This window comes from Brevundimonas sp. (assembly GCF_016463485.1).
Taxonomy (GTDB): Bacteria; Pseudomonadota; Alphaproteobacteria; order Caulobacterales; family Caulobacteraceae; genus Brevundimonas.
This window is the reverse complement of record NZ_JAEMRD010000004.1, coordinates 43017-69790: the sequence shown is the minus strand read 5'-3', so window position 1 is coordinate 69790 and position 26774 is coordinate 43017. Positions and strand designations below refer to the sequence as shown.

The 26774-nt window shown below is 68.4% G+C and carries 21 protein-coding genes and 1 tRNA gene; 9 read left to right on the top strand and 13 right to left on the bottom strand.

Going from position 1 to position 26774, the window contains the following annotated elements:
* A partial coding sequence (locus JHC99_RS01855) for a peptidylprolyl isomerase (RefSeq protein ID WP_292151770.1) occupies positions 1-803 on the top strand: 803 nt, incomplete at its 5' end.
* On the opposite strand, the gene JHC99_RS01850 is transcribed toward JHC99_RS01855, so the two are convergent.
* Complete coding sequence (locus JHC99_RS01850; protein ID WP_292151769.1) at positions 761-1942, bottom strand: Ppx/GppA phosphatase family protein; 1182 nt, start codon at positions 1940-1942, stop codon at positions 761-763. The genes JHC99_RS01855 and JHC99_RS01850 overlap by 43 nt on opposite strands.
* 149 nt (positions 1943-2091) lie before the next feature.
* Between JHC99_RS01850 and hspQ the strand changes: the two genes are divergently transcribed.
* The gene (hspQ, locus tag JHC99_RS01845; protein ID WP_292151768.1) at positions 2092-2421 is read left to right on the top strand and encodes a heat shock protein HspQ; all 330 of its coding nucleotides are present in this window, start codon (positions 2092-2094) and stop codon (positions 2419-2421) included.
* Between the two features lie 81 nt (positions 2422-2502).
* Positions 2503-3378 carry a phenylalanine 4-monooxygenase gene (gene phhA, locus JHC99_RS01840; RefSeq protein ID WP_292151767.1) on the top strand — a complete coding sequence of 292 codons (876 nt, stop codon included), beginning with the start codon at positions 2503-2505 and terminating at the stop codon, positions 3376-3378.
* Between the two features lie 151 nt (positions 3379-3529).
* Here the strand turns inward: phhA and JHC99_RS01835 are convergent, their stop codons facing one another.
* The 6 genes from JHC99_RS01835 to JHC99_RS01810 all read right to left on the bottom strand — a co-directional run bounded on the left by JHC99_RS01835 (position 3530) and on the right by JHC99_RS01810 (position 11038).
* A complete protein-coding gene (locus JHC99_RS01835; protein ID WP_292151772.1) occupies positions 3530-4804 on the bottom strand; it encodes an MFS transporter in 1275 nt (424 codons plus the stop codon).
* A 593-nt stretch (positions 4805-5397) separates the two neighbouring features.
* A complete protein-coding gene (locus JHC99_RS01830) occupies positions 5398-5832 on the bottom strand; it encodes a hypothetical protein (protein WP_292151766.1) in 435 nt (144 codons plus the stop codon).
* 4 nt (positions 5833-5836) lie between these two features.
* On the bottom strand, positions 5837-7168 hold the full coding sequence (astB, locus tag JHC99_RS01825) for an N-succinylarginine dihydrolase (protein ID WP_292151765.1): 1332 nt from the start codon (positions 7166-7168) through the stop codon (positions 5837-5839).
* Positions 7165-8580: a succinylglutamate-semialdehyde dehydrogenase gene (gene astD / locus JHC99_RS01820; RefSeq protein ID WP_292151764.1), complete on the bottom strand. Its 1416-nt coding sequence runs from the start codon at positions 8578-8580 to the stop codon at positions 7165-7167. Before astD ends, astB begins: the two co-directional genes overlap by 4 nt.
* Before the next feature lie 199 nt (positions 8581-8779).
* The gene (locus JHC99_RS01815; protein WP_292151763.1) at positions 8780-9787 is read right to left on the bottom strand and encodes an arginine N-succinyltransferase; all 1008 of its coding nucleotides are present in this window, start codon (positions 9785-9787) and stop codon (positions 8780-8782) included.
* Positions 9788-11038, bottom strand: coding sequence for a hydrolase (locus JHC99_RS01810; protein WP_292151762.1), 1251 nt, complete (start codon positions 11036-11038; stop codon positions 9788-9790).
* Between the two features lie 119 nt (positions 11039-11157).
* Here JHC99_RS01810 and JHC99_RS01805 point away from each other — a divergent pair, with 119 nt between their 5' ends.
* Together JHC99_RS01805 and JHC99_RS01800 are read left to right on the top strand one after the other, a co-directional pair.
* Positions 11158-11664: a hypothetical protein gene (locus JHC99_RS01805; RefSeq protein ID WP_292151761.1), complete on the top strand. Its 507-nt coding sequence runs from the start codon at positions 11158-11160 to the stop codon at positions 11662-11664.
* 2 nt (positions 11665-11666) lie between these two features.
* Positions 11667-12008, top strand: coding sequence for an ArsC/Spx/MgsR family protein (locus tag JHC99_RS01800; protein WP_292151760.1), 342 nt, complete (start codon positions 11667-11669; stop codon positions 12006-12008).
* Positions 12009-12217: 209 nt separating this feature from the next.
* Here the strand turns inward: JHC99_RS01800 and JHC99_RS01795 are convergent, their stop codons facing one another.
* The 3 genes from JHC99_RS01795 to JHC99_RS01785 form a co-directional block, all read right to left on the bottom strand.
* Positions 12218-16432 (bottom strand): translocation/assembly module TamB domain-containing protein, encoded by a 4215-nt coding sequence (locus tag JHC99_RS01795; protein WP_292151759.1) that lies wholly within the window; start codon positions 16430-16432, stop codon positions 12218-12220.
* Positions 16429-18300, bottom strand: a complete 1872-nt coding sequence (locus JHC99_RS01790; protein ID WP_366927697.1) for an autotransporter assembly complex family protein — start codon at positions 18298-18300, stop codon at positions 16429-16431. The genes JHC99_RS01795 and JHC99_RS01790 overlap by 4 nt, the downstream gene beginning before the upstream one ends.
* Before the next feature lie 92 nt (positions 18301-18392).
* On the bottom strand, positions 18393-18635 hold the full coding sequence (locus JHC99_RS01785; protein ID WP_292151758.1) for a hypothetical protein: 243 nt from the start codon (positions 18633-18635) through the stop codon (positions 18393-18395).
* Positions 18636-18763: 128 nt separating this feature from the next.
* On the opposite strand from JHC99_RS01785, the gene JHC99_RS01780 reads away from it, so the two are divergent.
* Both JHC99_RS01780 and JHC99_RS01775 read left to right on the top strand, forming a co-directional pair.
* On the top strand, positions 18764-20509 hold the full coding sequence (locus tag JHC99_RS01780) for an ATP-binding protein (RefSeq protein WP_292151757.1): 1746 nt from the start codon (positions 18764-18766) through the stop codon (positions 20507-20509).
* 52 nt (positions 20510-20561) lie between these two features.
* Positions 20562-20638 (top strand) — tRNA-Lys (locus JHC99_RS01775).
* On the opposite strand, the gene JHC99_RS01770 is transcribed toward JHC99_RS01775, so the two are convergent.
* On the bottom strand, positions 20601-21836 hold the full coding sequence (locus JHC99_RS01770; RefSeq protein WP_292151756.1) for an NAD(P)/FAD-dependent oxidoreductase: 1236 nt from the start codon (positions 21834-21836) through the stop codon (positions 20601-20603). The two genes, JHC99_RS01775 and JHC99_RS01770, sit on opposite strands and share 38 nt — an antisense overlap.
* Positions 21837-22215: 379 nt before the next feature.
* On the opposite strand from JHC99_RS01770, the gene JHC99_RS01765 reads away from it, so the two are divergent.
* Together JHC99_RS01765 and JHC99_RS01760 are read left to right on the top strand one after the other, a co-directional pair.
* The gene (locus JHC99_RS01765) at positions 22216-22560 is read left to right on the top strand and encodes a TetR-like C-terminal domain-containing protein (protein WP_292151755.1); all 345 of its coding nucleotides are present in this window, start codon (positions 22216-22218) and stop codon (positions 22558-22560) included.
* A gap of 107 nt (positions 22561-22667) precedes the next feature.
* The gene (locus JHC99_RS01760; RefSeq protein WP_292151754.1) at positions 22668-23813 is read left to right on the top strand and encodes an iron-containing alcohol dehydrogenase; all 1146 of its coding nucleotides are present in this window, start codon (positions 22668-22670) and stop codon (positions 23811-23813) included.
* Positions 23814-23816: 3 nt separating this feature from the next.
* Here the strand turns inward: JHC99_RS01760 and JHC99_RS01755 are convergent, their stop codons facing one another.
* On the bottom strand, positions 23817-26186 hold the full coding sequence (locus tag JHC99_RS01755; RefSeq protein ID WP_292151753.1) for a TonB-dependent receptor: 2370 nt from the start codon (positions 26184-26186) through the stop codon (positions 23817-23819).
* A 112-nt stretch (positions 26187-26298) separates the two neighbouring features.
* The gene (locus JHC99_RS01750) at positions 26299-26772 is read right to left on the bottom strand and encodes a nuclear transport factor 2 family protein (RefSeq protein ID WP_292151752.1); all 474 of its coding nucleotides are present in this window, start codon (positions 26770-26772) and stop codon (positions 26299-26301) included.
* Between the last annotated feature and the right edge of the window lie 2 nt (positions 26773-26774).

Sequence of the window (26774 nt, the reverse complement as noted above, 5' to 3'; positions counted from 1 at the left end):
GCGAGTGGCGTTCCGTGCCGCCCGAGAATCTGCTGGTCATCGACACGACCAAGGGCCGAATCCTGGTCGAGCTGATCCCCGAGATCGCCCCACTGCACGTCGACCGGATGCGGTTGCTGACCCGCGCCGGCTTCTTCGACGGCATCGTCTGGCACCGCGTCATCGACCAGTTCATGGCCCAGACCGGTGATCCGCTGGGCACCGGCGAGGGCCAGTCGGCCTATCCCGACCTCAAGGCCGAGTTTACCTTCCGACGCGGCCCCGAGATGGGGTTCACCGCCGTCGCCGCGCCAGCCGGAGGCCAGGTCGGCTTCCTGCACTCCCTGCCGGTCCAGACCCAGCCCGACGCCGTCATGGCCACGACCGCCGATCGCAAGGTCCACGGCTGGGGCCTGTATTGCCCGGGCGTCGCCGGCATGGCCCGCGACGACGCGCCCGACAGCGCCAACTCCCAGTTCTTCCTGATGCGCCAGCCCTATCCCTCGCTGGACAAGCGCTACACCGTCTGGGGCATGGTGGTGTCGGGGCTGGATGTCGTCAGGTCCATCAAGGTGGGCGAGGGCGACGGCGGCATTGTCAATGACCCCGACCGCATGACCCGCGTCCGCATCGCCTCGGACCTGCCCGAGGCCGAACGGCCCACGGCGCAGGTCCTGGACACCGCCTCGCCCCGCTTCCAGGCCCTCGCCGCCGAGACCCGTGCGGCTCGGGGCGCGGACTTCTCCGTCTGTGACATCGTCCTGCCGGCCCAGGTGACGGGTCAGCCCCCGTCGCCGCCCAGCCCGTCGCCGCCCGCCGCCTGATCCCGGCCTGACGACCCCTGGCCACGCCGGTGGCTGCGGCGTCGACGTGAGGGCTTGCGGTCGCCCCGCATGGCATCCAGCAACAAACCCTCGCGCAGGCCCCGGTCGGCGACCCGCACCCGCTCACAGGGCCAGGCCCGCTGCACGGCCTCCAGGATCGCCGCACCCGCCAGCACCAGATCGGCCCGGTCCGGCCCGATACAGGCCTCTGCTGCCCGTCCGATCGGCCCAAGGGCCTGAAGTCGCGCCGTCGCCGCATCGCACTGGCCCCGCGTCATCCACAGGCCGTCGATCCGGTCGCGCTGATAGCGGCGCAGGTTCAGATGGATGCCGGCCAGGCTGGTGATCGCCCCCGACGTCCCGACAATATGCCCACGCCCGGCGGCGAACAGCCTGGTGATCTCCGGGTCCGCGAAGCCGCCTGCTGCCAGCGCGGTCTCGACGTCCGCGACCATGGCCTCGTACCAGTCGGCGCCCGATCCGATCGGCTCGGGGTGACGTTCGGCCAGGGTGACAACCCCGATCGGGGCCGACATCCAGCCCACGGTCTCCATCTCGCGCCCGACCTTCTTGAGCCAGGACAGCTCGGTCGAACCGCCGCCGACGTCGATCACCAGCACCGCCTCGGCCCGGGGATCGAACAGGTTCAGACAGCCTCGCACCGACAGCCGGGCTTCCTCGGCCGGGTCGATGATCCGCAGGCGCAGGCCGGTGCCCAGCCGGACCCGCTCGATGAAGGCCTCGCCGTTCTCGGCCTGGCGACAGGCCTGGGTGGCCACGGCGGTCAGGCGGTGCGAGTCCAGTCCCTTGCGCACCACTCGCTCGGCGCAGGCGGCCAGGGCGTCATAGGCCCGGTCCATGGCGGCGGGTTCCAGCCTGCCGGATTGCGACAGGCCCTCGCCCAGCCTCACGATTCGGCTGAAGCTGTCGACGACCCGAAAGCCGTCGCGCATCGGCCGCGCGATCAGCAGCCGGCAATTATTGGTCCCCAGGTCGAGCGCGCCATAGAGGGGCGCGTCGCGACCGGAGCCGCCGAAGCCTGTCGCCACGCCGCCGGGCTCTGCCGGAGGCGCGTTTCGAGGCCGTCGGCGCGGGGACCGATCGCCACGCCCCCGGGGCGCGTCGTCGGATTCCGGCATGGGCCGAGCTTTCAAGTGGGCGCAACCGTTGAGGGCACCCGTCCCGCGCAACCTAGACCCGGCCTGCCTCTCGTCACAAGCCGATATGACAGCCAGATGAACAGGGAGGCGGGCATCCCGCTCAGGCTGGGTCACGTAGTTTTCCCGTCATGACCCAGTCCTCCACAGAGATGACCCGTACCGCCCGGTTCGGCCTCGGCCAGATCGTCCGCCACAAGGAGGCGGTTTTCAGGGGCGTGATCGTCGACGTCGACGCCGTCTATGGCGGTCCCGACGGCCAACCCGGCCCCGACCTGCGCGACCAGCCCTTCTACCGGGTGCTGGCCATGGGCGAGGACGCGGGCTTCCTCGTCTATGCCGCCGAGGACGTGCTGGAGCACGAGACCGAACTGGCCGAACTGTCGCCGGCGGATCAGGCCAAATGGTTCACCCTGGACGATCAGGGCCATCGCGCGCCCCGGATGCAGCCCATTCACTGAACAGGGCGCTGAAGTCGAACTGACGCTCTGGCGAGGCGTTCGCGCTGGGCCTAGATTGACCGGCCAAGGAGCGTGATCCCCATGTCCGATTTCGAGCACGTCTTCGCCGAACCCCCGCCGGGTGCCGCCGCTGACTGGACCATCAGCCAGAACTGGTGCGCCTATACCCAGGTCGAGCACGACACCTGGGACACCCTGTACGCCCGCCAGATGAAGATCCTGCCGGGGCGGGCGTCCGACGCCTTCCTGAACGGACTCAGGGCGCTGGATCTGAACACCGGCGGCATCCCCGACTTCGCGGTGATCAACCCCAAGCTCGAGGCCCTGACCGGGTGGACCGTGCATTGCGTGCCGGGCCTAGTGCCGGACGACGTCTTCTTCGATCACCTGGCCAACAGGCGATTCGTATCCGGTCAGTTCATCCGCAAGCCCGACCAGCTGGACTACCTCCAGGAGCCGGACATCTTCCACGACGTCTTCGGCCATGTGCCGATGCTGACAGACCCCGATTTCGCTGACTACATGCAGGCTTACGGCCTCGGTGGTCAGAGGGCGGCCGGTCTGGGCGTGCTGGACCAGTTGGCGCGGCTGTACTGGTACACGGTCGAGTTCGGCCTGATGGAAAGCCCTGATGGCCTGCGCATCTATGGTGCCGGCATCGTGTCGTCGGCGACCGAAAGCGTGTTCGCGCTGGAAGATGGCTCGCCGAACCGGATCGCGTTCGACCTGGAGCGGGTGATGCGGACGCTCTATCGGATCGACGACTTCCAGCAGGTCTATTTCGTCGTACCCTCCATCGAGGCGCTGAAGGCGGCGACCCTCCAGGACTTCGCGCCGATCTATGACCGGTTGCGGGGGGCACCGGAGATCGCCGTGGACGCCGTGCTGCCGGGCGACCGGGTGCTGACGCGGGGCACGCAGAGTTATGCGGCGCGGGGCGGGCGGTTCGCGGCGTGAACAAGGTTGCCGTCACCCTCGGGCTTGACCCGAGGGTCGGACGTTGACCAGGCCGAACAGCGATAGGGCGCACAACCTCGCAACGCATCATCGCACCGCCTGCCGAGGGTCCGGCCCTCGGGTCGAGCCCGAGGGTGACGGAGTGTGAGGTTCACTCATGTACGATCTCGCTGCGAAGTTTCGTGTCCCGCATGAAGACGAACACCAGCAATGACACCCCGATCATCGCCGTGACGTACCAGAAATAGGCGCTCTCGATGCCCTCCAGCTTGAACTTCAGGGCGACGTATTCGGCCGTACCGCCGAACACCGCATTGGCGATGGCATAGGGCAGGGCGACGCCCAGGGCGCGGATGTGGGCGGGGAACAGCTCGGCCTTCACCACGGCGTTGATGGCCGTATAGCCCGAGACGATGACCAGGGCCGCCAGCGATAGCGCAAAGGCCGTGAGCGGGTTGGTCGTGGTGGCGAGCGTTGTCATGATCGGAACGGTGCACAGCACCCCCAGCACCCCGAAGGCGATCATCACCGGCTTCCTGCCGATCCGGTCCGACAGGGCGCCGACGGCGGGCTGGATCAGCATGAAGACGAACAGGGCGGCGGCGCTGATCTCGGTCGCCGTGGCCTTGGGGAAGCCGGCCGTATTGGTCAGGAATTTCTGCAGGTAGGTCGTGTAGGTGTAGAAGGCCAGCGTCCCCCCGGCGGTCAAGCCCATGACCAGCAGGGCTTCCTTCGGGTGTTTCACGAACAGCAGCAGGGCGCTGGAACGCAGGGCGTTCTGGGTGTCCTCTGCCACGAATGCCGAGGTCTCGTCGAGGCGACGCCGCAGCCAGAAGACCACGACGGCCAAGCCGGCACCGACGAAGAAGGGCACGCGCCAGCCCCAGCTCGACAACTGGGCCTCGGTCAGGGTGTTCTGGAGCAGGATCAACAGGGCGAGCGACAAAAGTTGGCCCGAGATCAGGGTGACGTACTGGAAACTGGACCAGAAGCCGCGATGCCTGGCAGTCGCCATCTCGGACAGATAGGTGGCCGACGACCCGTACTCGCCGCCGACGCTGAGCCCCTGAAGCATCCGCGCCAGCAGCAGCAGGCCGGGCGCGAATATGCCGATAGTGGCATAGGTCGGGGTGCAGGCGATGATCAGCGAACCGGTACACATCAGGGTCACCGACAGGGTCAGCCCGGCCTTGCGCCCCTTGCGGTCGGCATAGACCCCCATGATCCAGGCCCCGACCGGGCGCATCAGGAAGCCCACGGCGAAGACGGCGGCGGCCTGGAGCAGTTCGGCCGTGTCGCTGGCCGCCGGGAAGAACAGCGGTGCGAAATACAGGGTGAAGGCCGCATAGGCGTACCAGTCGAACCACTCGACCAGATTGCCGGCCGACCCGCCGACGATGTTGCGCAGGCGACGGGCGGGGGTCATGGGCTCAGCAGTCGATGCGGACGTGGACAAGGGACGCCTCCGGGTTTCGGTTCAGCATAGTCGATTCCAGACGCGCGTCTGCGCCGTCTGCTTTCGCGACGGTGATGGAAGGGCCGGCGGAGCGTCCGGGCCTCCGCCCGGAATAGGGGTAGTGATTACCGTTTCGGCGAAAGACAGACGCTCCGCGTGCGCGGTTTTCCGGGAGCTGTACGGCTCGGTCTCCCGAACCAGCGGGGGTGTTAACCCCTTGCCGCTACCGCGCCCCCGGCGGGAAGGTGACGCCCTTGCGACGTCATCCCCTGAACGATCCGACTCTCTGCGCCAGACCCTTTGACGGTCCGGGGCGACGCAGCTCTCGAAAGAACTGCGCCGGCATCCCCCGGTCCGATCCCGCTCCACACACCCCCGCCGCAACAAGATCGCAAGGCCTTGCGCCCTTCCCCGCGACGGGACAGGCAGCAGTATAGCGGGGCTGGATACCTGGGCGCGTTCGAGAGGCCGAGAAACCTGCAATCGCTTATGCGGCAAGGGAGTGGTGGCTCGAAGTTTGCAACTTCGAGGCGTCGGACGAGCCGAACCTTAACCCGCAGAGGTCATCGCGTGGACAGTCCCGGCCAGGCGATCCAGGTCCCGACGGCATAGGCGAGGCCATAGGCCAGCACGATCAGCGAGCTCCACAGGACGAAGGGCTGTACGCCGCCCTGATTCATGAACAGCGCAGGAATCAACAGCAGGCCGCGCACCAGATAGATGGCCGAAATGACCACCAGCCCCGTCCTGAGCAGGGGCAGGCGGGCGATCAGACCCGCACCGGAAAAGGCGTAGGCGGCCCAGAGCGCCAGTACGCCCGCGATGCCGACGGTGATGGCGGCGGCTCTCCAGTCGCCGCGCTCGGCCATCCGCGCCATGCCTTCGCCCGCGCCGAAGAACCGGTACCAGGAAGGGCCGCCGATGATGACGGCGAGGTGCAGGACCGAGGCTGCGGCGCTGAGCACACCCCCGGTGATGAGGATCGGGTTGGACGCCATCGGGTCAGGTCCGCTGGAACGGATAGAAGGAACCGCCAAGGTCGAGGATGGCGGTCAGGCTGTCCAGTGCCGATCGCGTCTCGACCAGCAGGGCCGGGTCGGCGAGGTCGGCGGGGGCCAGGCGGTCGCGGTAATGCTCGCCGGCCCAGGCGTTCAGGACGCCGAACAGGTTGTCGTTCATCCGCATCGGATCGTAGACGGCGTCGAGCTCGGCCTCGGTCAGGACGACGCGCAGGCGCAGGCAGGCCGGGCCACCGCCATTGCGCATCGACTGGCGCACATCGACGTATTCGACCCGGCCGATCGATCCGTTGGAGGCGGCCAGCGACTGGGCGACGGCGTGGGCGCGAGGGTTCGCTTCCGTCTCGGTCGGGCAGATCAGGGTCAGGCGGTCCTCGCCGGGCAGCCGCACGAGCATGGAGTTGAACAGATAGCTGGAGATGGCGTCCGCCAGCGGCAGGTCGGCGGAGGAGACCTCGACGAAGATCGGCTCGAACCCCTGTGCAGCCGCGCAGATGGCGGCGTGGGTGGCGGCCGTGTCCTCGAAAGCGAGGTCATGGTGAAACAGGGTGTCGAGCGCGCCGACGCAGACGACGTCATTGTGGAAGGTGCCGCCCGCGATGGCGGCGCGGGACTGCTGGGCCAGCACGACACCTGACGCGCCGTGGCGACGGGCGACGGCCTCGCTGGCCTGGCGCGTCTGCCGAGCGGGGAAGGGGCCGTCCCAGGCCTCGAAGGCGTCGCGGCCCCAGACCAGCAGGTTGACGCCCGGCTCACCGTGATCGGCGCACAGGCGGACGTGATTGGCGGCGCCCTCGTCGGCCAGATGGGCGACGGACGGCAGGGCGTCGTGGACGGCGTGGTGGTCGGGGTGCTGGAACAGGGCCTGGAGCGACCGCTTCGTCTGGGCGTGTTCCAGCGACCTGTGCAGGTTGGTGACGAGGTTGGCGGGGGTGAAGTGGACGCGGCCGTCGGCGCTGTCGGCGCTGGGCGTCACCGTCGCGGCATTGGCGGCCCACATCGGCGAGGCGGAACAGGCGGCGGCGGCGAAGGCGGGGGCGTCCTTCCAGGCCTGTTCCAGCACCCGGGCGTCGGAGCCCGTGAAGCCGAGAGTGCGCAGGAAGGGTATGTCGGGGCGTTCGTGCGGCGGCAGGACGAACTGGGGCAGGCCGAGGTCGGCGAGCCGCTTCATCTTCTGCAGGCCTTGCAGGACGGCGGCGCGCGGGTTGGAGGCGTCGCCCTTGTTACGGCCGGAGGCGAGGTTGCCGGGGGACAGGCCTGCATAAGAATGGGTGGGGCCGATCAGGCCGTCGGCATTGGCTTCTACGGCGGTCACCGCAATCCCCGCATCTCGCCCTCGATGTTCTTCACCGCTCCAGCCTCGAAGCTTGCCACCGGATAGGCGCAGTAGTCGGCGGCGTACCAGGCGCTGGGGCGGTGGTTGCCGCTGTCGCCCAGGCCACCGAAGGGCATGTCCCCGGCCGCGCCCGTGGTCGGGCGGTTGAAGTTGACGACGCCCGCGCGGATGCGGCGGATGAAGCTGTCCCAGTTAACGGGGTCATCGGAGATCAGCCCGGCGGACAGGCCGTAGCGGGTGGCGTTGGCGGCCTGGATCGCCGCGTCGAAGGTCGGGACGCGGGTGATCGACAGGAAGGGGGCGAAGATTTCCTCGTCGGGGACCGGGACGCCGGTGACGTCGATGATGGCGGGAAGGACGAAGGCGCCGGACAGGCCATCAATGGGGCCGGACGGGCGGATGATTTTTGCGCCGAGGTCGATGCGCTGTTGCAGGGCGGCGAGGGCAGCGTCGGCTGCGCGTGGTGAGATCAGGGGGCCTGCGTAAGGCTCTGGTGTCGAATCCCAGGGGGCGAAGATCAGCCGCTCGACCATGGCGTTCACGGCCTCGATCACGGCGTCCCCGGCGGGGCCTTCGGGGACGATCAGACGGCGGGCGCAGCTGCAACGCTGGCCGGTGGTGACGAAGGCGGACTGGACCACGAGGCCGGCGACGGCTTCCACATCCGCAGCATCCCAGACCACCAGCGGATTGTTGCCGCCCAGTTCGAGCGCCAGGATGACGTGCGGGTTGTCGGCGAACGTCCTGCGGAAATGGGCGCCGGCCGCGCCCGAGCCGGTGAACATCAGGGCGTCGATCGGCTGGTCCAGCAGGGCGGCGCCGGTGTCGCGACCGCCCTGGATGATGTTGAACACGCCGTCGAGCAGGTCGGCTTCGGCCAGGCATTCTGCCATCAGTGCGCCGGTGTGAGGGGTCTCCTCGGACGGCTTGAACACGACGGTGTCACCCGCCAGCAGGGCAGGCACGATATGGCCGTTAGGCAGGTGGCCGGGGAAGTTGAACGGGCCCAGCACCGCCGCCACCCCGTGCGGGCGGTGACGCAGGGTGGCCGAGCCGAACGCGGTCTGGGCCGTGCGCTCGCCGGTGCGCTCGTCATAGGCGCGGATGGAGATATCGACCTTGCCCGCCATGGAGCCGAGTTCGGCGGTGGTCTCCCACAGGGCCTTGCCGGTTTCGCGGCTGATGGCCTCGGCGATCTCGGGCGCGCGGGCTTTCAGGGCGGTCTGGTAGCGCTTCATCGCGTCGATGCGGTGCTGGCGCGGGCGGTCGGCCCAGTCAGGGAAGGCGGCGCGGGCGGCCTGGACGGCGGCGGCGGTATCGGCGGGAGAGGCCGAGGCGCCTTCCCAGACGGTTTCACCGGTGGCGGGGTTGGTAGATTGGAAGTGGGTCATGCTGAAACTCCCCTTCCCCCTCTTGCGGGGGAAGGTGGCAGGCGGAGCCTGACGGATGGGGGGTGATATCGGGCGTGGAAGAGGGGGGCGAGACTGAGATCAGACAGGTGGTGGACACCCCCCATCCGTCTCGCTCCGCGAGCCACCTCGGTCGATCGCGATGCGCTCTCCCTCGACCCCCGCAAGGGGGGAAGGAACGTCACGTCTTTACCCTGATCGTGTCGCCCGCGCGGACCCTGAGGGCGTCGGCGGTTTCGGAGGACAGGGTGGCGATGTCGCCATCCAGCGATGCGCGTTGGCGGACAGCACGGAACGCGCCGACGCAGTCGGTGGAGATCAGCGACGGCAGTTCGGCCTCGACCTCTGGGGCGATGGCGACGGTCATGCGGCGGGCGTCGCGGACGGTGCGGATGTGGTCGCGGGGACAGGACACGGTCGGGCCGGCGTCGAAGATGTCGACCAGGCCGTTGGGGCGGAAGCCCTCGCTCTCCAGCAGGGCCATGGCCGGGACGCCTTGCGGATGGACCTTGCCGATCACAGCGCGCGCGGCCTCGGGCAACAGGTTGACATAGATGGGGTGGCGGGGGGCCAGGTCGAGGATGAACTGTTTGTCGGTGGAGCCCGTCATCATGTCGGCCTGGTCGAACTCCATCGGGAAGAATTTGTGGGCCACATGGTCCCAGAACGGGCAGGCACCGTCGGGGGTGAAGACGCCCCTTAGCTCGGCCAGGACGGTCTCGGCGAACAGCTCGGGCTCGGCGCCGATCAACATGTAGCGGGATTGGCTGAGCAGACGGCCGGCCCCGCCCTTTCGCCGGTCGGCCTTGAGGAACAGGGAGCCGACCTCGGACCAGCCGGTGCATTCGTTGACCAGGACGAGGGTCTGATGCTCGATCTTGATGTCCAGCGAGGGCGAGGACGAGGCGTTGTTGACCACCCGATAGGAGAAGAAGGGGCGTTTCAGGCCGACGGCGGCCTTGACGCTGCCTATGCCGTCGACGTCGCCGGTGTCGCTCTCCTCGAGCATCAATGTGTACCAGCGTTCCTGGGGCGGAAGGCTGCCGGTGAAGCTGTCGCGGCTCAGGTCCAGGCGATCGGTCAACTGGTCCGGGTCTTCGGGCAGGCTGGTGAAGCCGGGGCCCGACAGGATGGCGAGCTCCAGCAGATGGTCGAGGTCGGCGGGACCGGCGGGGCGGACGACGAGCATCTACATCGTCTCCAGACGCAGGCGTTTCAGTTCGTGCGCGTCGATCTCGCCGGTGGCCAGCTTGCACAGGATCAGAGCCGACAGCTGGGCCCGCTCGACGAAGCTGTCGGGCCAGGCGAACTCCTGGTCCGAATGGATGTCGCCGCCACGGACGCCGAGGGTGTCGATGTTGGGCAGGCCGGCGGCGTGAAGGTTGTTGCCCTCGCAGACGCCGCCGGACGGGGTCCAGGCGATGGGCTGGCCGAGCAAAGCACCCGTGGCTCGGACGGCCTCGAACAGGGCGGTCTGCGACGCATCCATCGGCTTGGGCGCGCGGGTCATGCCGCCGTGCAGGTCCAGCGTCAGGCCCTCGAATGGGGGCGCAGCGACGATCTCGGCGACGGCGTCGGTGATCCAGGCGGCGGATTGCGCATCGGGGACGCGGACGTTGAAGCGGACCACGGCGTTGTCGGCGACGACGTTCAGGGCCCCGCCGCCGCTGATCTTTGCGACATTGACGGTGACGCCTTCGCGGCGGCCGTTCAGGGCGTGAAGGGCGGCGGCGATGATGGCGGCACCGGCGATGGCATTGGCCCCCTCGTGGAAGGCGCGGCCGGCGTGGGCGGCACGGCCGGTGACGATCAGGTGATAGTTGCCGCTGCCTTTTCGGGCCCCCGCCATGGTGCCGTCGGCGAGCGCGGGCTCATAGGTCATGCCGACGTGGCCCGCCGCACCGAGCTCGGCCAGCAGGGGGGCGGAGGCGGGGGAGCCGATCTCTTCGTCGGGGCTGAGCAGGACGGTCCAGCCGAGGTTGGCGCGGTCGGGGTGGGTCTCGAAGGCGTCCAGCGCAGCCAGCATGACCGAGATCCCGCCCTTCATGTCGGCGACGCCGGGACCGTTCAGGGCACCGTCGGAGCGCGTGGTCACCGACTGGAAGCGGCTATCGGCCGGGAAGACGGTGTCGTAGTGGCCGGTCAGGACGACCTGGATGGGGGCGGACGCGCGGGCAGTGATCCGAAGGGCGTCTGCGTGGGCGACGGCCTGCACCGCGCCATCGTCACCGACGGTGGTGGAGCCCTGGGTCGGGATGCGGATGACCTCGGCGGGCAGGCGGCGACCCTGGGCGTCCAGGATGTCGAGCACGGCGTTCAGGCCATCGGTGTTGCGGCTGCCGGAGTTGATCTCGGCCCAGTCGATCGTGCGGCCCACGATCGTGGCTTCGGCCGCTGCGACATGGTCGAGGACGGCCTGATCGGGCTGGAGAATCCGCATCGCCGGACCCTAGCGAGATCGACGGCAAAGGTGAAGCGCAGCGCTCGGCGCGATGCAGATACGGCTTTACTCGCCATATTCGGGTGTTAAGGTCGCTTTACATTCTTGGAGAGGAAGCGATGACCCATTTGTTGCCCACGACCCCCGTGACCACCGAAGCGGAGGCCGAAAAGGCCGCCCGCGCCAGCGCGATCTCGATCATCATCGGGGTGATCGTCGGCATCATCGGGGCCGTCTGGATGGCCACCCAGCCGCATATCGCCGCCGAAGCCATTGCGGCAGCCGAGGCTCAGACCCCCGGCGCGGGTGCGATCGTGGAGGCGACGATGCAGGGGACGATCTGGTTCGGTTACGCGATGATCGTGGTTCAGGCCGTCTTCGCCTTCATCCAGTGGCGCTCACCCAAGAAATGGGTCGCCTTCCTGTTCCTGGCCCTGCTGGCGCTGGGTCTGTTGAGCGTGGTGGCTTCACCGTTCGCGGCGGCGATGAACCCGAACGCGCCAGTGACCCCGATGTGGCAGGTCGCGCTGTCGGGTGTGATCATGGTGATCCAGATCATTCTGCACGTCACCGGCCTGAAGGGCATCAAGAAGCTGGACCAGCTTCAGATGGACGCTGCGCGCTGAGCGTGACGGTCACGATCTATCACAAGCCGACGTGCAGCACGTCGCGCGCGGCCCTCGCTCTCTTGAAGGAGCGGGGGCTGTCGCCGTTGGTGGTCGACTACATGAAGGTGGGCTGGGATCGGGCGACGCTGGAGCGGCTGGGGGCCGCGACGGGTAGTGGCGTGCGTGGCCTGCTGCGGACCAAGGAGGAGGGGGCGAAGGCGCTGCTGGCCTCCGGAGCCGATGATGCGGCGATCATGGCGGCGATGATCGCCGAGCCGGTGCTGGTCGAGCGGCCGATCGTGGAGACGGCCAAGGGCGCGCGGATCGGGCGTCCCGTGGAGACGGTGCTGGAGGTGGTGTGACCTTCTCCCTCCCGCTCGGGGGAGGGTGGTCAAAGCGAAGCGGAGACCGGGTGGGAAGGGCAAGGCAAGACAGCGCCGTAGTGTATTGCCGCACCCAACCTGCCTTTGATCAGCATAGGTGGGTGCATGGAAGTCGCGGTGTCTGGCTCGCCTTGCCGTCCCCACCCGATCGCTTCGCGATCTGCCCTCCCCACAAGGGGGAGGGAGAGCTACTGCCGCGTCGCTTCCCTCGGCGGCCGGGTCGAGCGGCGCCAGCGGATGGACAGGGTCGCTTCGCCCGTGCCACCGAATTTTGAGCTGACCGTCAGGTTCCGGCGGACCTGCCATTCGAGGTTCACCGCCGCGCCGCCCTCGCCGCCACCGATGATCTCCAGATAGACATTGTTGGTGATGTAGCGGCCGCCCGCGACGGTCAGGGCCGAGGCCTCGCCGCCGAAGGACAGCCGGTCCAGCCCGGCCAGTTCGCGCAGATTGCCGATCACGTCGAAACCCCCACCGCCGGCCAGGGACGCGACCCCCGCCGCCAGCTGGGCCGCCTCGAAGGGTGACAGCTGCGAGGCCGAGCGGCCGAACAGGACCTGGGCCAGGATCTCGTCCTGGGGCAGTTGCGGCGTCGAGGTCAGGGCGATCTCGGGCGCGGCGGCGGTGCCGGTGACGCGGATGGTGGCGGTCAGGGCGGGGTCCTCGCGCACCGCCGAAAGGTTAAGGCGAATCCTGGCCGGGTCGGTCGACAGGGACACCGTGCCCCGGTCGTCGAACACGAAGCGTTTGCCGGCGAACTCATAGTCGCCGCGCACGATGCGGGCGGTCCCGCTCAGGTTGGGCTGGGCGATCGTGCCGGTAACCTGGGCGTTGACGCCGAGCACGACATTCAGGCCGCGACCGACGACCCGGACATTGCCGCCCACCGAACGCAGGCCGATGTCGAGGTTGAACTGGGGCCCGCGCTGGCGCTGGACCTGTTCGTCCTCGGTCTCGTCGCCGCCGGGCTTGTTGATCTCGATCACGTCCATGCGGACGACGCCGTTCGAGCCGGGTGGATTGGCCTCGATCCGGGCCTCGTCAATGTTCATCTGGCCGGCCAGACGGATGTTGCCGCCCTCGGAGCGGACGACGGTAATGGGGCCGGAAGCGCGGGCCTCGGCGATGTCGTTGTCGATGATGCGGAAGCGGTTGAGGTTCAGCTCGAAGCTGGAGCCCGAACCCTCGCGCAGGCCGATGCGGCCATCGCCCGAGACCGTGCCGCCCGACCCGTCGTTGGCGCTGAAGGTCTCGACCAGGGCGGTGGTGTCGTCGAACCGTCCGGCCAGTGTCATGCCGTTGAGGACGACCCTGGTGGCGTTGTCGCGGAAAGACCCCTGGGCCACGTCCATACGGCCGTTGATGCGCGGTGCCGCCATGGTGCCGGCGATGGTGGCGTCCAAGTCCACCTGACCCGCCAGCGAGCGCTCGCCGCCCAGGAACAGATCCCAGATCGGCTGGATCTGGCCGTGCAGGTCGATCTTGCCCGACATTGGCCGGGTGCGCACGATGGCGAGGCGGAACGGGGCGGCCGAGGCCTCGACCGGCAGGCTGAGGTCGGCGCTGGCGCGCACGGCGGTGTCGTCGTGCGCCTGGGCCTGGATGCGCAGGACGCTGTCGTTCAGGGTGGCGTTGACGGTGCCGTCCACCGCCAGACCGCGCGGGGCGTCGATGCTGCGGACCTGGGCCAGGGCCATGTCGGCCGAGCCGGACAGGCTGGCCCCCGCGCCGCGCAGGGCGATCTTTCCGGTGACCGAGCCGCGCAGGTCGGGGGCGATGGAGCCCAGTTCGACGGCGGACAGGTCGGCGTCCAGGACCACCGCCTCGGTCGTCTGGCGCAGTTCGCCTTGCAGCACGCCGCCGCCGATGCCGAGGTCGAACCGGGCGGCGTGACCATCGGCAGTCAGGGTGACCACGGCCGGATTGCGGGTCAGGAAGGCGACCTCTCGCACCCGTCCACCGCCGCGCAGGGTCACGGCCTGGCCCACGTCGTTGCGGGAATAGACCCCGCCGCCGTTGAACTGGACGGGGGTGGCACCACCGACATCCATGGACAGGGTGAAGGGCAGGTTCGACAGGGTGCCGCGTCCGTTCAGGTCCAGCGACCGAACCGTCCAGGTCGTGCCGGCCAGGCGGGCGTTGCGGGCCGTGACATCAAGAATTGCGGTGTCATTCCCGGCCCCTTCGGTCAGGCGGACCCGGCCCTCGGCGCTGCCCGAGGTGATGAAGGCACCGGGGCGGGCGCTGAAGGTCAGGTCGGCGCTGGAGGGGACATTGTTCGACAGGGCGATTGCCCCCTGGGCCACCACGCCGCCGGCGTTCAGGTCGACGTCGGTCAGCCGGATGGCCGGGCCGCCGAGGAAGAAATTCCCCGAGGCCGTGGCCGGGCCGTAGTTGGAACCTGCGGCGAGGGTGATCCGGCCGTCGGAGGCGTCGGCGCCCTTGCGGAAGCTCAGGATCATGTGGGTGTTCAGCAGGGTCAGGGGCCCGGCCGCGACCTTGTCGAAGTCGGCGGTCAGGTCGACGCGCGGCTCAGCGAGGGTGCCGGTCAGGGCACCCTCGCCGGTCATGGCCCCGTCGATGGCGACGGGGCCCACGCCGAACGGGCCGCGCGCGTTCCAGTCGAGCGCCAGCCGCAGCGAGCCGTCAAAACCCATCAGGCCCTTGGCATTGGCCGTGCCGGCCGCACCGGTGACGGTCGCCGAGTTCACCTCGATCCGGTTGTTCTGCATCAGGCCGGCGAACTGCAGGCGCGGGGTCGGGCCCAGCAGGCGGTCGGTCTCGGCCTGGCCCGTGACGATGCGGGTGCCGCGACCGTCGAAGGTCAGGTCCCAGGGCATACCCCGGGGCGGCGCGCGGGCGGTGACGACACCGCCGACCTGGCCTTTTGCGCCGGGCCAGATCTTGCCGAAGTCGGTGATGCGGGCGTTGCCCCGGAAACCCAGGCCGCCCAGCAGGTTGCGCGTTCCCGATCCCTCGAAGGTCAGGGCCAGACCTTGCAGGTCCAGTTTCTCGAACAGGAAGACGCCGTCCTTAAGCAGGGCGGTCTCGGCCTTGATGCGAGGGGTCGAGCCCAGCAGGGCGCCGATCAGGCCCTCAGTCACACCACCGGTGACCTGGGCGTCGGTGTCGATGTCGTAGCGACCGGCGGCGGCGCGCACGGTCAGTGGGCCTGCGATCCGGGCGGAGCGATAGCTGATGAGGTCGGTGTTCTGGAGATCGACGCGGCCGTCGAGCGCCCATGTCGAGGCGTCGCCGGTGAATACGCCGGTCCAGGCCGCCGGGCCCGCCAGGTTGAACTTGATCAATCGACTCAGCGAAGGAGTCGAGACCTCGACCTGCACGCCGTCCGGGGCGGAGCGGTCGGACAGGTCGATCAGGCCCTGGGCGCTCGAGGTCAGGTTCTCGGCCATCAGACGCCAGGCGACGCCCTGGACGTCCTTGCGGTTGGCGTCAGGGACGGCGGCGAAGCCGAAGCGGGCGGTGCGGCCGATGCGTTCGACGAAGGGTTCCAGCAGGTCCGAGCCGCTGAAGTCGGCATAGCCGCTGATCCGCGAACCGGCCTTGCCGTAGTGGCCCTTGATCGTCAGGGGGGTGAAGGTGCCGGTGCGGACCACGGCATCGACGATCTCGCCATTGACCAGGGCGGTGGCCGTGAACGGCTGGTCCGGTGAATAGCCCAGGGCTCCGGCGATCGGGCCGCCCTGCGCTTCCTGGGCGCGCAGATTCAGACGCGTGTCCTCGACCTTGGCACCTAGCGTGGCGGCGACGCGCAGGAAGTCGCCGGGCCGGTTCAGGCTGTAGGCGTTGACGGTCGCGTCCTTGGCACCCGAGCGGGGGACGTCGGCCGACCCGGTCAGGCGCCAGCGGCCGTATTCCTTCGAGAAGCCTTCCAGCAGTTCAATGTTGGCCGCGAACCGGTCGATGTCGATCGAGATGGGCATGGGCTGGGGCGGCTTGCCGTCCGGCGGATCGAGCTCGGGGCGACGGACCAGACGGATGGTGCGGGCACTGATGTCGGTGGCGTGAAAGCGGCGTGCGATCAGGGCCGGGTAGGACCAGTCGACCCGGACGTCGGCCGCTTCCAGCCAGACGCCCTTCTGGTCGGTGATGGTCAGGCGGCGGATGGTGAAGTCGTCGAACAGGTCGCCGGTGACGCCCTCGACGTTGATGCGGCCATAGCGGCTGATCTTCTTGCCGGCGATGAAGGAGGTGACGAGGCCGCGACCGGAATCGGACAGCAGATACATCCGGCCGCCCACCAGCAGCACCAGGATCAGTACGGCCAGAACCGCCGCCGTGATCCCGCCGATGAAGGCGGCGAGCTGCAGCCGGGTGCGGCGGCGCTTTTCAGCCTTAGCGGGCGTTTCGGCTTCAGGTTCTGGCGCGGTCGGGTCGGTCAAAACGCCTGACCGATGCTGATATAGACCTGGAAGGTCGGATCGCCCTCGCGCGGGCTGATGGGGAAGGCGATGTCGGCGCGAACCGGGCCGAAGGGCAGCTTGTAGCGGGCCCCGACACCGACGGCGTAGCGCATGTTCGACAGGTCCGGGGCCTCGTCAAAGCCGATCGCACCGGCATCGACGAAGGCCACGGCACCGAAGCTCTGACCGATGTCGCGGCGCACCTCCAGCGAGGTCTCGAACAGGGAGATCCCGCCGCGCGGCGTGTTGTCAGGCAGGCGCGGCCCCACGTCCTGATAGCCGTATCCACGCACCGAACCGCCACCGCCGGAGTAGAACAGGCGATCGGCCGGCACCGTCAGTTCGTCCCCGCCCAGGATGGAGCCCAGCCGGATACGCCCGGCCAGGACGGTGCGGTCCATCACGGGGCGATAGAGCGTGGCCTGTGTCTCGGTGCGCAGGAAAAGCACCGTGTCGTCGCCCGCCACGGCCGTCGGCTGGACGTTCAGGGTGAAGCGGTAGCCCGTCGTCGGGTTCAGCGGATCGTTGGAGCGATCCAGATAGGCTCCGGCGCGTCCCGTCAGGATGGCCAGCTCGCGGTTCAGGCGGATCGGTGCCTGGGTCAGTGGATCGAAGCGACTTTCGTCATATCGACCGACATCCAGGCCGACGCCATAGCTGATCCAGGAGGTCTTGCCGATGCGCTGCTGGAGGTCCGCGGACACGGTCGCGGCGAGGCGGCTGTAGGCGTCGGTGTTCTCGTTGACCAGGGCGGTGGCCAGCTTCAGCGTCTGGGCCGGCCGGCGCCAGTGCGGCAGGGACAGGTCCACGCCCAGACGGCTGTCGATCGTGGCCAGGCGCGCCTGCCAGCGCAGGGTGTCGGCGCGACCGAAGCGATTGTACCAGGTCGAGATCGCTTCGACGGCCGAGCCGCCGGTGACCGAGGTCGTGGCCCCGGTCGTCACCGTCGCCTGGGCGGTGGACAGGGTGATCCCGGCCTCGAGAACACGCCTCGGCCGATCGGCCAGGGTGACGATGACGGGGCGGTTGCCGGCCGCATTGGTCTGGTCCGCCGGGGCCAGCGCCACGCCGACGGTGTCATAGACGCCGGTGTCCAGCAGGCGCCGTTCCAGCTCGGCGACCTTTTCCGGATCGAACCGGTCACCCTCGGCCCAGGGCGCGAGGCCGGCGACCCAGTTCTGACGCGTCCCACCCTCGGTCTCGAGCCTGATCCCGTCCAGCCGGGCCAGCGGCCCGGAGGTGACGCGATAGGTGGGCTGAACGGTAAATGCGGCGTGGTCCACGACGACACGGCGGGGCTGGGTCGCCGCATCGGCATAGCCCCGACGGGTCAGGCCCGCGACGATACGGCCCTCGCCCGCGATGACATCGACGGCGCGACCGGGATCACCGGGGGTCAGGCCGACTTCGGCGGCTGCCGCTGCGGCGGCACCTCGTTCCGGCTCGGGCGCGATCCATTCGATGGCCGGCGGGCCCAGCAGGAAGCGACGACCGGGAATGACCGAGACGATGGCGACCGGGGTCTCATCGCCCTCGACCACGTCATCCAGCGTCGGCTGGTAGTAACCTTCGGATCGCAGCAGGGCCTCGGCGGCTTCGACGGCGGACCGGGCGCGTCGGCGGGCCTCGAACCTGTTGGTGGGCGCGCCGTCGGCCTCGCCCACGGCACGGACCAGCTGGGCACGCAATGTGTCGTCCAGATCGCCGCGAATCTGGGCCTTGGGGTCAGCTTGGGCTGGAGCGGCGAGCGTCAACAGCGCAAGGGTCGCGACGCCGATCGCAGTGGACTGCGGAGCGCGTGCGACAGTCGCGTTCCAGCCGGACTGCGGGGAGGGCCGTGCGATCAATCCCGAACCTTCGTCAACGCGTCACCTGGGTGACGCGTGCGGGTGAAATCACCCCGTCGTGGCACCCATAAGGCGCCGGTCTGAAGCGGCGGTCAGTAGAACAGCGTCTCGCTCTCGGGCTTGACCGTTTCTTCGGAAGCGCGCTGGTCAGCGGGCAGGCTGGAGTTGTCGGTGGTGGACGGTGGGGGCGTTGTCGGCACCGGAGGCTCGACCGGCGGTGGAACCGGAGCCTCCATCGGCGGCGGTGCAGTTTCTTCCTGAGCGGGGCGAGGCTCATCGCAGCCGGCGAGGGCGACGGCACCGAAGGCCAGAGCCAGAACGAGTCTTTTGATCATCGATGTCTTCCCCGCGTCTTCGCGGTCGTGGCTTTGGACAGAGCCGATCCATAGCGGGCATCGGCCGCTCAAGGCAACGAATCCTTGGTGTTTGGTTCGTACAACGGTGCGATGCGAAGCGAGGCCCCATGACGATATCCGGATACGCCATGGCCGCACAGGTGCGCGCCCGCGAACTCGGCTCGCGGCTGGCGCTGGCTGCGTTCATCGGTCTCGTGGCCTGGATCCTGGCGCCGTCGATCTGGCCTGTCGTCTGGGTCGCCGCCGTTCTGGTCTTCCAGGGCGCGGATTGGCTGGTCTGTCGTGAACTGCGACGAGCACCAGAGCGAGAGCCCTCGCAGGCCTACAAGATCGCCTGCTGCACGCTGGCAGCGCTGAACGTCGTCGTCTACGGCGGCATAACGGGCTACCTGTGGTTCTACGGCGGCGAAGAGGGTCGCATCTTCGCGATGATCCAGGCCGCCGGTGGGCTGCTGCACGTCAGCCTGCACATGCATCATACCCGCGCCCTGCTGCTGTCGGCGGTCATTCCCCACGCCCTTTATTTCGCCGGCCTGCCCATCGCGACAGCCATCCTGGAGCACCGCCCGGCCGAACTGCTGATCATGGTCGGCGGCCTGCTCTACATGAGCCATCTGGTCGTCGCCGTCCGCCAGAGTTCGGCGACCACTTCGGGCCTCCAGGCTGCGAATGCCGAGGCCCGCGAAGCCCGGCAAAAGGCCGATGCGGCCAGCGCCGCCAAGTCCGACTTTCTCGCGGTCGTCAGCCACGAGATCCGCACGCCGATGAATGCGGTGATCTCGGCGGCCAACCTGCTGCGGCGTACCCGGCTGGATGCCGAGCAGCGCGAGCATGTGATGATGCTGATCGACGCGGGCGACGTCCTCGTCGGCCTGCTCAACGACGTGCTCGACTTCTCCAAGATCGAGGCGGGCAAGATGCATCTCGAACAGGCCCCGATGGATGTAAGGGCGCGGCTGACGTCGCTCCAACGGTTGTGGGAACCCAAGGCCGAGGCGGGCGGCGTCGGACTGCGGTTCGACATCGCCGACGACACACCGGACGGCATCGTGACCGATGCCCTGCGCTTCCAGCAGATCCTGTTCAACCTGCTGTCCAATGCCCTGAAGTTCACGCGCGAAGGGGAGGTGACGGTAAGCGTCGCCTGGGAAGCGTCGAACGCGACCTTGATCCTGGCCGTCGCCGACACCGGCTGTGGCATCCCCGAGGATCGACTGGCCCACATCTTCGACAGTTTCGAGCAGGCCGATGTCGGCACGACGCGACGCTATGGCGGCACCGGCCTGGGTCTGGCCATCAGCCGCCGGCTCGCCGAGATGATGGGCGGTGACCTGACGGTGACCAGCGTGGTCGACCAGGGCTCGACCTTCACCGTGCGTTTGCCGGCCGAGGCCGTCGTCATGGCTCCGGCCCAGGACAAGGCCCGCCGGGTCGCCGACGCGGGAGCCCTGCGCGGCCGTCAGGTGCTGGCCGCCGACGACCATGCGGTAAACCGGCGTATCCTCAGCCTGCTGCTGGAACCGCACGGCTGCGTGCTGACCCTCGTCGAGAACGGGGCCGAGGCCGTGGCCATCTGTCAGACCCAGGTGTTCGACGCCATCCTGATGGACATGCAGATGCCGGTCATGGACGGGCTGGAGGCCTCGCGCGGCATCCGCAGTGGCGGCGTGAACCGCGACACGCCCCTGATCGCCCTGACCGCCAACGCCATGGACGTCCACCGCGCCGCCTGGGACGAGGTTGGAGCCCAGGCCTTCCTGACCAAGCCGATCGACCCCGTCGTGCTGGCCCGGACCCTGGCGGAGGCCTGCACGCCGGCTGTCGGGACCGACGAACTGGTGCAGGCCGCCTGATCTGGTCTTGACCCGGAGGCCGTGATCGAACAGAAGGCCCACCCGATAGTGCGCGTCCTTAGCTCAGTTGGTTAGAGCATCTGACTTTTAATCAGAGGGTCCTCGGTTCGAGCCCGAGAGGACGTACCATCGGCTGTCCGCTTTCCTCGATCTCAGCCAACTGGCTGAGGATCTGTGCCGGCATCTGATCGCCTACCATCCGTTGCAGGAAGGGGGTTCGGTCGAAGATCTGGTCCCTCAGGGGCCGTAAAGGTCCGGGCAGATGGTGGAACATCCGGCCGACCTTGTACGCAAGTTGCGACACATAGGCCGTATGGGGTTTGCGCCGATCCTCGTAGGCCTGCAGGGCCCCCTTGACCGCCTGGGTGTCGTGCATGTCGATTACTCCCAGTTCCCGGGCCAGAAAATAGCCGTCCTCGATCGACATGCCGGCGCCGTAGGCCGCGTAGGGTGACGTCGGGTGGGCGGCGTCGCCGACCAGGGTGGCACGGCCCCTGGACCATTGCCTGATCGGCGGGCGATCGCGGATTTCCCATCGCTGCATGTTTTCGACCGGCGTCCGGTCGATCAGTTCCCGGACGAGCGGCGAGAACTCCACGGCGCGCTTCTGGCAGAAGCCCAAGAGGTCGACCGGAACAGGGTCCCTGTCCCTGAACGCTTCCAGCACCCACCATTCAAAGCCCCACCGGCCCTCGTGGCGGATCGGAGTGTAGCTGACCTGGGTCGTGCGGTTGTGCGCGATCACACCTTCGCCCGAGGCTCCGCCCTCATCGTAGAGCCAGCCGCCAACCAGATGGAGAAACTGCCGTCGAATGGGGGTGTCGCCCCACAGCGATTTCCGGACAGATGAATTGATGCCATCCGCGCCGATCACGAGGTCGGCGACGACCGGTTCGCGACCTTCAAAAGTGAGTTTCACCGTCTCGCCGAGATCCTCCAGGCCCGTCAGGTTGTGGCTCAACCGGAGGACCCCCTCAGGCAAGGCCGCCAGCATTCGCTGGTAGAGACCCCACCGAAGCAGGCCGATGAAACCGCCTCCATACTCCTCCTCGACCTCGGCCGGCAGCCTCACGTCGGCGCGCAGCCTGCCTTTGGCGTTGGCGAAGATCGTGTGGCAGGGCGCTCCGAGGTCGGTCGTATCGACACCGATGATCTTCAGAACCTTCTGGGGAGGCGGCCACAGGTTGAGGATGTTTCCGGCCGCCTTGACCTCGGCGAACCGCTCATAGATCGAAACCTCGAACCCTTGGCGGAACAGTGCCAGGGCTGCTGCCATGCCCCCCGGCCCCGCCCCGATGACCGCAATACGCCCTCTGGATTCCGCCATTTCCATCCCCTCGCAGTTGTTAATCACTGATCAATTAATCACTGATTAAACGAGGAGGCGAGGCTTGTCACTCCCCCACTTCGCGGGCAATGACGGACCTATGGACACCGGTAGTTCCAACGCAGCGACGCAGGATTCCAGCGGCGAGGATTCAAAGCGCGATCTTTTGCGTTGCGGGCTCGACCATCTGCGAACGGCGGGCCACGCCTCGATATCGGTCAGGGCGCTGGCGATTTGCGCGAACCTGTCGCCCGGTGCGCCATACTACCATTTCGGGACGCGCCGGGGCCTGCTCTGCGCCCTTGCCCTCGAAGGCTTCAGGCAACTTAACGGTGCTGCCGCCAAGATCGTCCGTGACGGCGCTGCCGATCCGAGACGCGTGCTCGCCGACCTCGCGCGGGGCTTCATCGCCTTCAGCCTCGAGAACCCTCATCTGTTTGAGCTGATGTACGAGAGCGAGCTGACGCATCCGGTCGATCCGGCACTCAGCCCGGCTTTCCGCCAGGCGTTTGACATCGTGGTAGACGCGATCGCCGCCGCGCGTGGAGGGGCTGAGGGCGAGCAGAACGTAGTGAGGGCTGTCTCTTTCTGGACGTCGATCTTCGGCCTGGCGCGGCTGTTGCGGTTTGAACTTCTTGACCCCTTCTTTGACCGTGGCTCGCTGGATCTCCAGAGCCTGATGATCGAGGAAGCCGTCGCGGGCGTGTTGCGGGCACCTGGCTAGCGGACCCGGGGCAAGGCGACAGCGTCACAACTCCACTGCCACCTTGAGTTTGACTGACAGGGTCGTAGCCCCGACTGTCATCGGAGACGACGGACGGAACGACAGCCATGCAGGCCTTTGATTTCAACTATGGACCCCGGCTTCATCTCGGGGCGGGCGGATGCGGCCGGCTGGCCGATCTGACGCCGGAGGGGGCTGTCCTGCTCGTCACCGACGCCGGTGTTCGTCGGCTGAGGCTGTGTGATCAGGCGATCCGGGCGCTGGAAGGCGCCGGGCGTTCGGTGGTGATCTTCGATGCGGTCGAGGCCGATCCGTCGGCGGCGACGGTGCTGGCGGCGGTCGAGGCCGGGCGGTCCGCAGGCGTTGGTTCAGTGGTCGGTCTGGGTGGCGGCAGTCCGATGGATGTGGCCAAGCTGGTCGCCTATCTGATCGGCTCGGGCGATGCGCTGGAGACCATATACGGCGTCGATCAGGCCCGGGGACGACGGCTTCCGCTGGTCCTGATCCCGACGACGGCGGGGACCGGGTCCGAGGCCACCGCCGTGGCCATCGTCACGGTCGGCGGGGCGGAGAAGAAGGGGGTGGTGTCGGCCGCCCTCTATGCCGACTGGGCCATTCTGGACGCCGAACTGACGGTGGGGCTGCCGCCCCACATCACCGCGGCGACGGGTGTGGACGCCATGGTTCACGCGATCGAGGCCTTTACCTCGGTGCGCCTCAAGAACCCGATGTCCGACATGATGGCGCGACAGGCGCTGGATCTGTTGAGCCGTAACCTGCTGACCGCCGTCAGGGACGGGCAGGATCGGGACGCGCGCGGGGCGATGCTGCTGGGCGCGCATCTGGCGGGGGTGGCGTTTGCCAATGCGCCAGTGGCGGGGGTCCATGCCCTGGCCTATCCGCTGGGCGGGCATTTCCATGTGCCGCACGGCTTGTCGAACGCCCTGATGCTGCCGCACGTGCTGGGGCACAACATGGCGGCGGCGCTGGACCACTATGCGGAACTGGCCGGGATCGTCTCGCCGGCGCTGGCCGGACGTTCTCGCGAAGCCAGGGGGCAGGGGCTGATCGAGGCGCTGACGACCATGTGCGCCGAGTGCGGACTGGCCGACCGTCTGTCGATGGTTGGCGTCACGGAAGCCGATCTCGATCTGCTGGCGGCCGAGGCGATGAAGCAGCAGCGGCTGCTGGTCAACAACCCCGTGCCGATCGATCAGGATCAGGCACGGGCGCTGTACGCGGCGGCCCTGTGAGACCTAACGCGTCAGCCGCAGGGTAACGCCCACGGTGCGCGGGGCACCGAGGAAGGCACCCAGGGTTCCCGTCTGGAACGGCGCGCCGAAGGCGACCTGTGAGTAGGTTTCGTCCGACAGGTTGCGGCCCCAGAGTTCCACGGACCAGCCGGCGGCCGGGTCGCTGACAGCGAGTGAGCCGTTGCTTAGCCAGTAGGCCTGTTGCACCTTTTCGGGGGCCAGGTCCGAGCCCGTGTTGTAGGCCGACGAATATTTGGTCGCGAGGGTGGCGCGTGCCGTAAGGCCGCCGGCGATGGGGCGTTCGTACACGCCGGACAGGGTGCCGGACCACAGGGGCGCGAACGACAGTCGCGACCCGGCCAGCAGGGGTAGGCCCGCGACGGGCTGATCGCCGTATTCGGTCTGGGCATAGGCCAGGCCGCCTTGCAGGCTCAGGCCTTCGCTCGGGCGGGCGGTCCATTCGATTTCGGCACCCTTGGCGGTCACCTCGGGGATCGAGCGGACCAGGAAGGTCGTGCCGAGGAAGGTGTTGAGCTGGAAATCCTCATAGCGCTGGTGAAAGGCGCTGACGGCGACGGATACCCGGCCGTCCTGTCCCGTGGCGCGCAGGCCGGCTTCGGCAGCGTCCACGGTCTCGGGCGCGAAGGCGGTCGAGGCGTCGGGGACCAGCCCGGTCTGGGCCCGGTCCAGGTTGTAGCCCGCGCTCTTTCGACCCCGCGACCATGAGGCATAGGTCAGCACACCGTCGGCCAGTCGGTATTCGATGCGGCCCACGCCGGACCAGCCGGCGTCGGTCTGGCTCTCGGACACGACCCGCCCGTTGAAGGCCGGGTTGGCCCAGGGCAGGCACAGGGTGGCATTGGTGATGCCCCGCGCCAGAGCCGCCGCGCAGGCCGCGCCGCCGTCGGTGTTGACGTAACGGGCGTCGAGGTCCTTGCCGACGCTGGAGTATCTCAGGCCCAGGGTCAGTCCGAGGCGGTCGGTGGCCTGCCAGGTGGTCTGTCCGAACAGGGCGGCGGTGTCGGCGGTCTGGTCGTAGGTGTCCTTCTGACCCTGGCCCGCGACGAAGCTGCGCCCGACGGGCAGGCCGGTCAGGGTCGAGACGTGGCCTGCCAGCCCGACAGGGTTCGCCGCCGAACGGGTCAGGACGCGCCCGAGGTAGTCCTCGTAGGCCGTGCCGTACTGGAAGGCGTCGCGGCGGTGCAGGGTCTCGCGCGCCAGATACAGGCCCACGGTGTAGTCGATCGGGCCGCGAGCGCCGGTCAGGCGGGCTTCGTGGCTGAGGGTGTCGAAGCGGTTGGACCAGCTGCCGTCGTCGGGGCGCACGGCGATGTCGGCGGAGGTGAAGTCCCAGTCCTGGCTGAGCCTTGCATCCCAGCGACGGGCCGAGGTAGTGGTCTCGACGCGGCCGAACCGGGTCTCGATCCGGTTGTGGATGGCCAGGCCCCCGTCCTCGATCCGGGTACGCGTGGCGCGGTTGGCATAGCCGACGCGGGCCTCGGGGTCGGGCGTCGTGTCGACGCCGCCGTCCGGGCTGAGCAGGGCCAGGATGCCGGCGGTCGGGCCGGTCCTCAGCTGCACCCCGATGCAGCAGTATTCGTCGCGGTGGCTGTAGTCGGCGACGAAGCGCACCTGGACCCGGTCGGCGGGGGCCCACAGCAACTGGGCGCGGGCGGTCTCATAGGCCTCGTTCTGATCGTCGGTGCGGGTGCGGGGGCCGGCCCCGGTGCGGACGCCGTAGAAGCCGTCGCGTCGCCGGGCCGAGAGGTACAGCCGTCCGGCCAGTCGATCCTCGATCAGCGGGCCGGTCAGGGACAGGGAGCCGCCGTAGGCACCGTAGTTGCCCAGCGTGGCTTCGGCCGTCGCCGACGGGGTGAAGCGGGGCAGGGCGGTGACGACATTGATCAGGCCGGCGGTGGTGTTCTGGCCGAACAGGGTCGATTGCGGGCCGCGCAGCACCTCGATCCGATCCACCTCGCCGAGGTCGCCCAGTGCCACCCCGTTGCGGGCGCGGAAGACGCCGTCCACGACAACGCCAACCGAGCTCTCCAGGCCCGGATTGTCGCCGACCGTGCCGACGCCCCGGATGCGGGCCGTGGTGAAGGTCTGGTTCGAGGTCGAGGCGACCAGCAGGCCGGGTGCCAGGATGGCCAGGTCCTTGATGTCGGTGACTCCTGCGCCAGCCAGCAGGGGTTGGGCCGCGACGGTCACGGACAGGGGGGTGCGAGCCAGGCTGCGGTCGCGCCGCTCGGCGGTGACGACGACGTCGGCGACGGCCGAGGCGGAGGGGGTCTGTGCGTCGGCAGGTGCAGCGAGCACGGCAGGCGCGGCGAGGATGGCGACCGAGGTCACGAGGCAGGAATATCTACTCATGAGTAGCTTTTGGCGATGGCGTTGCGCCACCGTCAAGCTAAATATTGCTTAAACAACGCTAAGGTCGACGATTCTACTCACGATAATCCAACTCACCGGTAGGAAACCGTTGTCACGGCGCGACTTCATAGGCCGAGACGTGGTTGAGTGCGATGACCCAGCGGCCGTCGATCTTGCGGAACAGGCGGGTGTTGATTCCCTCCATCGGACGTTCGGGCCGCTCGAGGCGATAGTGGCCGATCAGCTGGGCGGCGTCGGGGCTGAGAAACTCCACCGTCATGTCGTAGAAGGTCAGGGTGCCCCGGCTGTCGGGCGTCGGACCGTAGTTGCGGATGTAGTCGTCCAGCGCGCCCTGCCAGCCGTTCTTGATCTTGCCCCCCGAGACGAAGATCACGTCCGGGTTCTTGAAGCCCTGCATATAGCCTTCGTAGTCGCCGCGATTCCATGCGGCCTGCATGGTCGCGACCGTATCGAGGATCGTCGCGCGCTCCGCGGCTTCATCGAAGAGGGACGGTGCCGTCTGGGACGAGGCAGGCAGGGTCCAGGCTCCGAGAAACAGGACCAGGACAGCGAACAGTCGGATCATGG